The following is an 11,452-nucleotide window of genomic DNA, read 5'->3' as shown; positions in this document are numbered from 1 at the left end:
TGGAGTGGGCTGGCCAGCTCAGACGCCGGCCAGCGGTGTTATCAGCGCAGCTGGATCCACACGGCTTTCGTCTCCGTGTATTGGTCGTGCGCGGCCAGGCCCTTGTCCTTGCCGCCGAAGCCGGACTCCTTGTAACCGCCAAACGGCACGGCAAAGTCGCCTTCCGAATAGCAGTTCACCGAAACAGTTCCTGCGCGGATCTGCTTGGCGACGCGGTGAGCGGTGTTGAGATCGTCGGTGTATAGGGACGCGGCGAGGCCGTAGTTGGTGTCGTTTGCCAGGCGGACTGCATCAGCCTCATCCTTGAAAGTGATCACCGACAGCACCGGGCCGAAGATTTCCTCACGGGCAATCTTCATGTTGTTCGAAACACCATCGAAGATGGTCGGCTCGACGAAACTGCCGCCCGTTCCGGCCAATATCTGGCTACCGCCCAGGGCGATCCTGGCGCCTTCCTTGCGTCCGGTTTCGATGTAGGAGAGCACCTTGGCAAGATGCTCCTGCTCGATCATGGCTCCAATGCGCGTCGTTCGTTCGAGCGGGTCGCCAACAGTCCATGATTCGAAGACTGGCTTCAATTCATCGAGCAGTCGGTCCTTGATGCTCTCATGGACGATGAGGCGCGAGCCAGCCGAGCAGTTCTCGCCCTGGCAGAAAAGAATACCGGTCGCGACATTCTCGACTATCGGAGCGAAATTCCTGACGTCGCCCATCACAATGGCCGGGCTCTTGCCGCCGCATTCGAGAATGATGCGCTTCATGTTTGAGTCTGCGGAATATTTGAGGAATAGCCGGCCCACCTCTCCCGATCCCGTGAAGCTTACGCAATCGATGTCTTTGTGGAGGCCAATGGCCTGACCGGCAGTCGGCCCCAGGCCAGGAACGACGTTGAACACCCCATCAGGTATGCCCGCCTCGGACGCGAGCGCCGCCAGCCTGATCAATGACAGGGATGTCTGCTCGGCCGGCTTCAGAACGAGGGAGTTGCCCCCAGCCAAGGCGGGCGCCAGCTTCCACATGGCGACGAACAGCGGGAAGTTCCAGGGGATCACGCCGCCGACAACGCCGATTGGCTCGCGCACGATCATCGACACGACGTCGCGCGGCGCCGGAGACACCTGGTCGTAGATCTTGTCGGTTGCCTCCGCATGCCAGCGCAATGTCTCGATTGAGTCGGGCAAGTCGACATTGATGGAATCGTTGATAGGCTTGCCGCAGTCGAGCGTCTCGATAAGGGCCAGTTCGGCACTGTGTTTGTCGATCAGATCCGCAAAGCGCAGCAGGACTTTCTTCCGTTCTCGCGGCGGCAAGCCCGACCAGGTGCCGGCTTCGAAGCTGCGGCGCGCCGCCTTGACCGCGACATCGACGTCCGCCGCGCCGCCGGCAGCCACGTTGGCCAGCAACTTGCCTGTTGCCGGATTCACCGTCTCGAAGGTCTCGCCCGATTGGGCCGCGACATAGGCGCCATCAATGAAGGCCCTGGTCTCGAATTTCAGCGTCTGGGCTTGGGCGTGGAAGTCCGTGTGAACATTCATGTTAAACTCCTGGGGATCGCATTGAAGGGTGTTGATCAGGCGCTGGGCCAGGTGTCGGAAAGCGTGTATCCGGTAGGGAACGGATCGCTCGGATCGAGCACAAACTGGTGAAAGCCGGTGATCCAGGCCCGCCCGCTGATCGCGACGGAGACGGCATCGAAGTCGCCGACCTTGGAAGTCTCGAATATCTCGCCCTCGAACTTTGTTCCGATGATCGATTCGTGGATGAATTTTTCGCCGGGCGCGATCTCGCCGCGGGCATGGAGGAGCGCCAGCCGCGCGCAAGTCCCGGTGCCGCAGGGCGAGCGGTCGAGGCGGCCAGGCGAGACGATCACGCCGTTGCGCGATGACTTTAGCCCGTCGCTGACCGTGAGCGGACCGGCGAAAAGTGTCTGGTTTATGGTGTGAATTGCCGGGTTTTCAGGATGGATCGAAGGCAGTTGCTCGGCCGCCGCGCGCTTGATCTTTTCTCCGACGTCGGAGAGGTCGCGCGCCTCTGACGGCTCAATCGCGAAGCCACAGTCGCGGGCATCGACGATCACATAGATCATCCCGCCATATGAGACGTCGACGCGAAGAGATCCAATGCCAGCGACCTCGATCATCCGGTTGCGATGCATGACGAAGGACGGCTGGTTGCGGAACTTCACTCTTTCGCATTTTCCGTTGCGGCATTGCGCCTCGACCTCGATCAATCCCGCCGGCGCCTCGAGCGTCAATCTGGTGACGGGCTCCTGCATCGCGATGACGCCCGTCTCAAGCAACACGGTGACCGTGCAGATCGTGTTGGTCCCCGACATCGGCGGATAGGATGCCGGCTCGATGATCACGTACCCCATCTGGGCGTCGGGGTGGGACGAGGGCAGGACGAGGTTGGTGCACAGTGTGACTTTGCCGCGCGGCTCGTGGAGAAGGAACGCTCGAAGGTCGTCGCCCTTCGTCTCCAGCCAGCGCGCCTTTTCGAACATCGTCTTGCCAGGGACGTCGATGACGCCGCCGGTGATGACATCGTTGGGCTCGCCCTCGGCATGGGCGCCGACAACGTTGATCATCCGCGATAACCGCATGTGTCGTCCTCCTTGTTCACTCGCTTGCGAGGCGTTCCGAGGGATGCGGCCGAATGACGACCGGTGAATTGCCAAGCATGCCGCAGCGGGCCGGCGGCATCCAGCCCTGCCCCGGGGAGACGGTGTCCCCGGGACAAGGGCGCTCGCCTTAAGCGGCGGCCGCGAGGGCTTCGTCGACCAGCTTCACCTCCGCCTCGGTCAGTGGCAGGACAGGAAGCCGGCACTCGCCGACGGGGCGACCCGTCTTGGTGCTGGCTGCCTTGGCGACGGGGTTGAACGGAGACGTCCAAAGCAGCAGCGACAGCGGGCGCAGCTTGAGCCAAAGAGCAGCCGCCTCGGCGAGGTTCTTGGCTTGAACAAGATCATAGAGCTTGACCAGTTGCTTCGGGACGGCATTGCCGGACCCGGTGAAGACGCCGGGCGCACCGCTGACAAGGCTGTAGAAGTTCAGATAGTCGCAACCATTGAACACCTTGGCGCCCTGGGCCGAGAGCTGATCGATGCGCATCATGTTCGACGTGCTGTCCTTGATGTACTTGACGTTGTCGATCTCGCTGAAGCGCTTGAAGACGTCTGGCGTGATGTCAAAGCCGGTGTACTGGGGAATGTTGTAGACCATGATGGGGGTCGCGACGGCCTTGGAAATCTGCTCGTAGTGGTAGCGCACTCCCGGTTCGCCTGGCCCCTCGAAGAAGGGCGGCAGGATGAGCAATGCGTCCGCGCCAGCGTCCCGCGCGTGCTTCGAGTTGTCGATCGCGTCCTCGGTGCGCAAGGCAGACGTCTGCACGATAAGCTTGGCCCGGCCATTGATCCGCTTGCCCGCGATCTCGGCGATGCGCCGCTTCTCGGTCTCGGTGAGGAAAGGAAACTCTCCGGTCCCGCCATTCACGGCGATGATGTGAATTCCCGCATCGATCAGCGAGTCGATGTTTGCCGCCAATGCGCCCTCGTCGAGCGCAGCGCCATTGTCCTTGAATGGCGTGCAGATCGGCACGCAGATACCTTTTAGTTCACTCACGTCTTTGCTCCTTTTGCGCGACTGAATTGACCGTTGAACTTGCAGCGCGCCCCATCCCCCATGGAATGACTTGACGCCCAAAGCTATAGACTCCCACGTCTACTTCCTGTTAGCCATCAGCGATCCATGACCACATTGCCATTCAAGGATTTTCTCAGTTGTAATCGTTTTCATACCTTGGATCAAGCGCTTGCTGCATTTGATGTGCGCCGCCTCAGGCGGTGTGGTAAGGCTGCGGGTCGGCGGGCAACGGCGCTACCCCGCGAATGGCGTCGGCGACTTTTTCAGCCATCATGATGACGGGGGCGTTGAGGTTGCCACTGACGATCTCAGGCATGATCGAGGCATCGACGACCCTCAGGCCCTCAATGCCATGCACCTTTGCTTCCCGATCGACGACCGCGTCATCCCCCTCGCCCATTCTGCAGGTGCAGCATGGATGGTAGTTGGTGCCGGCAATACCGCGCAACCAATTGGCGATATCGTCGTCGGTGGCGATCGAAGGGCCAGGCATTTCTTCCACACCGCGAAACTCGTCCCATGCCTTCTGACGGACTACGTTGCGGATTGCCTTCACGGCCTGAACCGCCTGCAGCACGTCGTCGGGGTGCTCGAGATAGTTGAACACGAATTTCGGCGCCACCATTGGATTGGCCGATTCCACCCAGACACGACCCTCGCTCTTTGGCCTCATCAGGCTCAGGAAATACTGGAAGCCGTTCTCGAGCTTGACATTGCCGTGCTGGAATTCACCCAGCATCGGCACAAACTCGAACTGCACGTTCGGTATGCTTTCTTCTTCCCTCGTGCGCATGAAGGTACCGACTTCGAAGAAATTGGTAGCGCCAAGCCCCTTCTTGAAGAGGAGCCACTGAAGCCCGAGCTTCGCCTTACCGAAGGTTGAGAGTTCCTTGGCAGCCGATACGTCCTTGGTCGCGCGATACATGACAGGGGCCGCGACATGATCCTTCAACCCTCGTCCAACACCAGGCAGGTGGTGTTTCAGCGCGATCCCGGCGTTTCTAAGGTCATCAGCAGGGCCAATGCCGGATAGCAGCAGCAGTTGCGGGGAATTCAGCGCTCCGCCACACAGGATCGTTTCTCGCTCCGGCTCAAACTGTTGGGCGCCGGCTTTTGTGGTCACAGCAACGCGAACGACGCGCTTGTTGCTGGTCTCAATGCCTGTGACCCTCGCACCGGTCAGCACGGTGAGGTTCGGCTTGCGGGGCTGGGCGTGGATATAGGCCTGCGAGGTGCTCCAGCGAATACCGTCATGGACGTTGCGCTGGGTTATGTGAACGCCTTCCTGCTGGTATGCGTTGTGGTCAGCAACATGCTTCAGCCCGCTCTCCACCCCCGCCCTCAGGAAGGCGTGGTAGAGCGGATTTTCCGCCTTGCAGGTCTCGATCCGCATTGGCCCGGAGCCGCCGCGATAAGCGTTACCTCCCTTGTCGAATGTCTCGGCTTTCTTGAAATAGGGCAGGCATTGCGCATAGGACCATCCGTCGGCTCCCATGCCTGCCCAATTGTCATAGTCCCAAGGGTTGCCGCGGACCCAATTCATGCCATTGATGGAAGACGAGCCGCCCAGCACGCGGCCTCTCGCCTCATGAACGATGCGCCCTTGCAAGTGCGGCTCCGGCTCCGAATTGTAGAACCAGTTGAAGCGATCGTTCATCAACGGGAAGCCAAGCGCCGCCGGCATTCGGATATAGATGTGCTGATCCGAGGGTCCCGCTTCCAGGAGAAGAACCGTGCTTGAGGGGTCCTCGGCGAGGCGGGACGCGATTACCGAACCTGCTGAGCCAGAGCCTATGATGATGTAGTCGAACGTCTTTTTGTCTGCCACCTCGGGGTCACTCCTTACGGTCTTGCTAAGGTCGCCACAGTGTGCGGCAGGGCGTGGGGACGTTTCCCAAGTTTGATGAAGGTCGACTTCACCTCGGTGAACTCGAGCAACCCATCCATGCCGTTTTCGCGACCGATCCCACTCTCCTTGAAGCCGCCAAATGGCATCTGGACCGCTGTCTCGAGGAATGTGTTGACGTAGACTGTTCCGCTGCGGAGCTCGCGGGAAACGCGTATCGCCTTGTCGATATCCTTCGTCCATAGCCCGTTGCCCAGGCCATAGTTCGTGTCATTGGCCAGTGCGATTGCTTCCTCCACTGTGTTGAAACGGGTGACCGCAAGTACTGGTCCGAAGATTTCTTCGCGAAAGATGGTCATGTTGGGGGTGACATCAGAAAAGATGGTAGGGGCAACATAATAGCCCATGCCAAGTCCGTTTTCGGTTACGCGTTTACCACCGAGCAGGAGAGTCGCGCCCTCCTCTAAACCAGACTCGATGTATGACAGCACCTGCTCCATGTGCTTCTCGTGGATCAGCGCTCCGACGTCAGCGTCCTCATCCGTCGGCAAGCCGAGGCGGATCTTCTTGGAGCGCTCGACCAGCTTCTCCAGGAAACTCTCCGCAATGCTATCCTCAACAAGAAGCCTGGTGCCCTGGACGCATTCTTCCCCTTGGTTAAGGATATAGCCGAGCAAGATGCCATCCAGCGCCGCATCGATGTCGGCATCGGCAAAGACGATATTTGCCGCCTTTCCGCCTAGCTCGAGGCCAACGCGCTTGACTTGCTCGGCCGCGCGCTGCGCGATCCTGATCCCGACCGCGGTCGACCCGGTAAACGAGATCATGTCAACATTTCGATGCCCGGTCAGGATCTCGCCGACGGTGCGGCCCGAGCCGGTTACCACATTGATGACGCCATTTGGGATGCCGGCCTCTGTTGCCAGCTTGGCGACTTCCAGCGTCGAACCAGAGGTCATCTCCGATGGCTTGACCACAACCGTACAGCCGACCGCGAGCGCAAAGGGCAGCTTCTGGAACAGGGTGACCATAGGGAAATTCCATGGCGTGATCATAGCGATCACCCCGCGCGGTTCACGGGTGACAAGACCCAGATTTGCGTCACCGATGTTCGAGACCAGGTCCCCTGGGAGTTGCCAGGCAAGCGCTGCCGCATAGCGCGCCAGCTCAATGGACCACTCGATCTCCGCCCTGGCGAAGCGGATCGGTTTGCCAACCTCTTCTGCCTCAATCTCGGCCAACCTATCCAGGTCACGGGCCATCAAATCGACCCAGCGCCCAAGTGCCTTGGCTCTGTCGGCGCCAGGCAGGGATGACCAGACAGATCTCGTGTCGAAGGCTTTGCGGGCGGCCCTGACAGCAGCCTTCACCGCGTGCTCGTCGCTTTGCGCGAACCGGGCAAGCAGCCTCCCGTGCGCAGGCGATTTGCGTTCCACCTTCCGATCGGCGCCTGCCCAACCGCCGTCGATCCAATTGTCGTATTCGCGGACGTCCATCGATCTATTTTCCTCGGTCAGTTTGGCGCGACGAGCCGGCTCTTGCCTGGCGCAACGAGCACGCCGACCACGTCGCCCACCCTCGCCTCGGTTCGATCGGTGACGACGATGAACTTGTGACCGCCGCAGTCGACATAGACATTGGTGGTTTGCCCAAGCGGCTCGACGAAATCGACGCTCGCGGACGCGGCGCCTTCCACGCCGTCACCAACGATCAAGAGATGCTCGGGGCGGACCCCGACGAAGAATTGTCCCTGGGCGTCGGCAAAGCTGCTTGCCTTGTCGGCGACCTCCCCTGACAGACTGTCGGCAAAGGGCTGGACGGAGGCGGCAATTCCCTTCTTGCGATCAAAATGGGCGGGGAACAGATTCATGGGCGGAGAACCGATGAAGTCGGCCACGAACTCGGTTCTTGGCCTGTCGTAGATCTCCAGCGGCGTTGCCACCTGGACCATGTCGCCCTTACGCATGACGGCGATCCGGTCGGCCATCGACATTGCTTCGATCTGGTCGTGGGTCACGTAGACCGTGGTGATGCCGAGGCTGGTGACCAGCTTCTTGATCTCGGTGCGCATTGTGGCGCGCAGCTTCGCATCGAGGTTCGAAAGCGGCTCGTCCATCAGGAAGACGCGGGGATTGCGCACCAAAGCCCGCGCCAGGGAAACGCGCTGCCGTTGCCCGCCTGAAATCTGCCCGGGTTTGCGATCCAGATACTCGGCAATTCCGAGCTTCTCAGCGGTCGCATGCACCTTCTTTTTGCGCTCGCCCTCGGCAATCTTGCGCACCTTGAGAGGGAACTCGATGTTCTGGAATACGGAAAGGTGCGGATAAAGACCGTAGTCCTGGAACGCCATCGCGATATCGCGGTGGCGGGGCTCCTCATATGTCACGTCGCGGCCGTTGATCTTGATCTGGCCGTCGCTGGGAAGCTCCAATCCGGCAATCATGCGCAATGTCGTGGTCTTGCCGCAGCCGGAGGGGCCGAGCATGACGAAGAATTCGCCATCCTTGATGTCGACCGACACGCCATTCACGGCGGTGAAGGCGCCAAAGCGCTTATAGACTGATCTGACTTCAATACCCATCGTCTTCGTTCCTCATCCCTTCACGGCGCCAAGCGTCAGACCCCTGACCAGATATTTTTGCATCAACAGGACGAGCACGACGACCGGCAACGACATCAGCACGCCGGCGGCCGAGCCCAATCCCCACGAGATCGCCTTGGCCTTGATCGAGCTCGCCGCGATCACCGGCAGCGTGCGCGCCGCGGAAGAGGTGAGGATGCTGGCCAGCAGGAACTCGTTCCAGGCGAACATGAATATGATCACCATCGTCGCCGCGAGGCCCGGCAAAAGCAGCGGCAAGGTCACGCGCCAGAAGCATTCGAAGCGGCTGCATCCGTCTATCAAGGCAGCCTCTTCGATCGACTGCGGAATCTCCTGGATGAAGACGCGCATCACCCAGACCACGAACGGCAGGCCGTTCAACGTGTAGACTGCAATCAGCAGCCAGGGCGTGTCGAAGATTCCCAACTGCTTGGCGATGATGAATAGCGGTATGACGCTGACCATCGGCGGCAGCATGCGGATCGAGAGAACCTCGAAGGCGATGAAGTTTTTATTCTTGACGTCGAAGCGCGCCAATGCATAGGCCGCGAGCGTGCCCGCTATCATCGCAAACAGCGTGGCGGCGCACACGATGAAGGCACTGTTGATCAGCGCGTCCATGGCGTTAAGCTCGGTGAAGAGCTTGTGGTAGCTCTCCAGCGTCGGCGCAAAGATCCATTTCGGCGGATAGGCTGATATGTCGACCTCGGATTTCAGCGACGAGAGCGTCATCCAGACGATCGGGAAGGCAAAAAATGCGGTCGCGATCAGGGCCAGAGCGTAATAGCCGATGCCGCTGACGATGGTTCCGCGTGGGGCAGCCGAGTTCGACATCAACGCGCTTCCTTCTCGTTTACCATGCGCATGAAACCGGTGTACTTCACGAAGATCAGCACCACGGCGAGAACGATGAGCAGCGTCAGCCAGGACAGCGCGGCACCATATCCAAGACTGAAGAAACGAAAGTTCACCCGCGCGAGATAAACGCTGAGCAAATCGGTGGCAAAGTCGGGTCCGCCGCGGGTGATGATGTAGACCGTATCGTAGGTCCGGATAGCGTCGACGATCCGCAGCAGGCTGGCGATGACAATCACCGGCTTCAGCATCGGCAGCGTGACCATGAAGAAGGTCTGGATCGGGGAGGCGCCGTCGATCGCCGCCGCCTCGAACGGGCTTTTGGGCAGAGCCGAGAGGCCGGCGAAGATGATGAGGAACATGAAAGGCGTCCACTGCCAGACATCGACCAACAGCATCGAAGCCATGGCGCTGGCCTTCTCACCAGCCCAAGGCTGGGGCGGAATGCCCACGAGGCTGAGCACGTAATTGAGGACGCCGAGGTCGGGCATCATCATGATGCGCCAGGTGATGCCAACGGCGATCGGCGTGATCAGCATCGGTACGATGATGATCGTTCTGAGGAGCGTGAACCCGGGAAGTCTGAGATTAAACAACAGCGCAAGCAGCACCGCCAGGACCAGCGACAACCCCACCGACAGGACGGTGAAGATAAGCGTCAACAAGATCGAATGCAGGAACTGGGCATCCGTCAGAGCGTCCGCGTAATTGCCCAGGCCGACAAATCCCTGGAACTTGTCCGGATCTGAAGGGCGGTAGCCGGTGACGCTCATGTAGAGCGAGTGCAGCAGTGGAAAGATACCGACGACCGTCATGATGATCATGGTCGGCGCGAGGAGTATCAGGCCGGTGTAGCGTTCACCGGCGCGTTGCGCGCGGTCAGGGGCGATAGGCAAACTGTGCGTGCTTGCTGTCATTTTCCCGTAATCCCAAGCGTGCGCCAACGGCAGTGGCGCATCGCATCCTCTTGGAAGAAGGACCGGGCTCGCCCGGTCCTATGCGGGCTTAGCCCTTCACGAGCTTGGCAACGCGATCCACGGCATCGACCATCGCGGTCTTCGGCGTCTTGCGTCCGGTCACGCCGGCAAGCACCTCCTCATAGATGGCGCGCTGCACTTCCACCGCGTTGGTGAGACGATAGGGCGGGATGGCAATAGGTTGCGTGCCGCGCGTCTTGAAATCCTCGAAGACGTGAAGTCCGGGGATCTTCTTGATCATTTCGGGATTTTCCAAGTCTGGTTTGTAACAAATCGATGTTTCGCCAGCCTCCGAAAAATACTTGTAGCCGCCGTCGGCTAACCAGGCCAGGAACTTGTAACCGTCGGCCTGCTTCTTGCTCGCCGCGTTCAGCACTACCGTCCAGCCGCCAATCATCGATTGTTGGAATTTCTCCGTCGGCGCAACCGCGTAGCCGAACTTGCCGGCATGCGGCCCACCCTCGATGCCGGAAAGAGCATCCGACCACGAGATGATCATGGCGGCCGTGCCCTGCCCGATAGCCGACTGGCCTTCCGGATAGTCGAAGCCGGAAACGCCCTGCGGACAGTACGGCAGGACCTCCTTCAGCCTCTCAATGGCGCGCTCGCCCTGGCCCTCCGAGTTGAAGATGGGCTCGTTCTGGTCATTGAAGCAGCCGTCATCGGTCGACGCGAGCTTGGTCATACCCATGACGCGGGTCATCCAGTCGCCAGACATATGAGCGTCCTGGCCACCGAGACAGAGCGTGTTGCCGGCAATTTCGGAACTGTGCAGCTTCTTCGCGGCCGCGACATATTCGTCCCAGGTCACCGGCACTTTGTCGATGCCTGCTTTCTCGAACAAATCCTTGCGATAGATGAAGACCGGAATGGTCATCGCGAGCGGCAAACCATAGTGCTTGCCGTTATAGATCGAATACTGCAGCGAGCCTGCGGTGACGTTGTCATACTTGATGTCCGGAAGGTCGGGATTGGCCGCCTTGATGTCCTCCATCGTCGGCGCCCATTTGTTGCGCTGCGGCTGACGCACCCACAGGCTGTCGGTGGTGATGATGTCGAAGGTCTCCGAGCCTTGCGACAGCTCGATCAACATCTTCTCGTAGTGGGATTCATAGGGGTTGGATTCCCCGGTGATCTTCGCGGCGGTGTAGGCCTTGGCCACCTGATCGGTCAGCGCACCGGCCCACACAGAGTTGCTGTTGAGAATGTTGAGGGTCACTTCCTCCGCGTAAGCCGAAGAGGCGCGATAGGCGGCCATCGTCGCGGCAAGGCCAGCGGAGGCTTTCAAGAAGCTACGACGCGATACAGGCAGTCCGAACGAAGTGGTCAACTCTCGATCCTCCGATTTGCGCGAGGCGGCACGACTTTGGAACCTGCCTCGGCGTTCCCAGTTCATGTAAACGTTTTCATTTTCCTAGGCCGATGCCCGTTTGTCAAGTGCGAATCTCTCGCTTCTAGGACGCTCGCCCATTCAGGTCGATTGGTACTTGTAAACGATTTCATTTCGATGCTTTTTATGGCTTGTCAAGAC

General features: G+C 59.9%; 9 protein-coding genes. All 9 read right to left on the bottom strand.

Annotation, left to right across the window (positions count from 1 at the left end):
• Positions 1-41: 41 nt before the first annotated feature.
• The gene (locus tag A9K66_RS04660; protein ID WP_067320279.1) at positions 42-1,535 is read right to left on the bottom strand and encodes an aldehyde dehydrogenase; all 1,494 of its coding nucleotides are present in this window, start codon (positions 1,533-1,535) and stop codon (positions 42-44) included.
• 35 nt (positions 1,536-1,570) lie between these two features.
• On the bottom strand, positions 1,571-2,602 hold the full coding sequence (locus A9K66_RS04655; RefSeq protein ID WP_067320275.1) for a proline racemase family protein: 1,032 nt from the start codon (positions 2,600-2,602) through the stop codon (positions 1,571-1,573).
• 148 nt (positions 2,603-2,750) lie between these two features.
• On the bottom strand, positions 2,751-3,701 hold the full coding sequence (locus A9K66_RS04650; RefSeq protein ID WP_197507447.1) for a dihydrodipicolinate synthase family protein: 951 nt from the start codon (positions 3,699-3,701) through the stop codon (positions 2,751-2,753).
• Between the two features lie 133 nt (positions 3,702-3,834).
• Entirely contained in the window at positions 3,835-5,469 is a 1,635-nt protein-coding gene (locus tag A9K66_RS04645; protein WP_067320267.1) for a choline dehydrogenase, read from the bottom strand.
• Between the two features lie 14 nt (positions 5,470-5,483).
• Positions 5,484-6,983, bottom strand: a complete 1,500-nt coding sequence (locus tag A9K66_RS04640) for an aldehyde dehydrogenase family protein (protein WP_067320264.1) — start codon at positions 6,981-6,983, stop codon at positions 5,484-5,486.
• A gap of 17 nt (positions 6,984-7,000) precedes the next feature.
• On the bottom strand, positions 7,001-8,068 hold the full coding sequence (locus A9K66_RS04635) for an ABC transporter ATP-binding protein (RefSeq protein ID WP_067320261.1): 1,068 nt from the start codon (positions 8,066-8,068) through the stop codon (positions 7,001-7,003).
• Positions 8,069-8,080: 12 nt separating this feature from the next.
• On the bottom strand, positions 8,081-8,923 hold the full coding sequence (locus A9K66_RS04630; protein WP_067320258.1) for a carbohydrate ABC transporter permease: 843 nt from the start codon (positions 8,921-8,923) through the stop codon (positions 8,081-8,083).
• Positions 8,923-9,888, bottom strand: a complete 966-nt coding sequence (locus A9K66_RS04625) for a sugar ABC transporter permease (protein WP_156751007.1) — start codon at positions 9,886-9,888, stop codon at positions 8,923-8,925. The genes A9K66_RS04630 and A9K66_RS04625 overlap by 1 nt, the downstream gene beginning before the upstream one ends.
• A gap of 61 nt (positions 9,889-9,949) precedes the next feature.
• A complete protein-coding gene (locus tag A9K66_RS04620) occupies positions 9,950-11,251 on the bottom strand; it encodes an ABC transporter substrate-binding protein (RefSeq protein WP_197507446.1) in 1,302 nt (433 codons plus the stop codon).
• Positions 11,252-11,452 lie beyond the last annotated feature (201 nt).

This window comes from Mesorhizobium sp. AA23, assembly GCF_001672435.1.
GTDB lineage: Bacteria > Pseudomonadota > Alphaproteobacteria > Rhizobiales > Rhizobiaceae > Mesorhizobium.
This window is presented reverse-complemented; position numbering and strand designations above follow the sequence as displayed.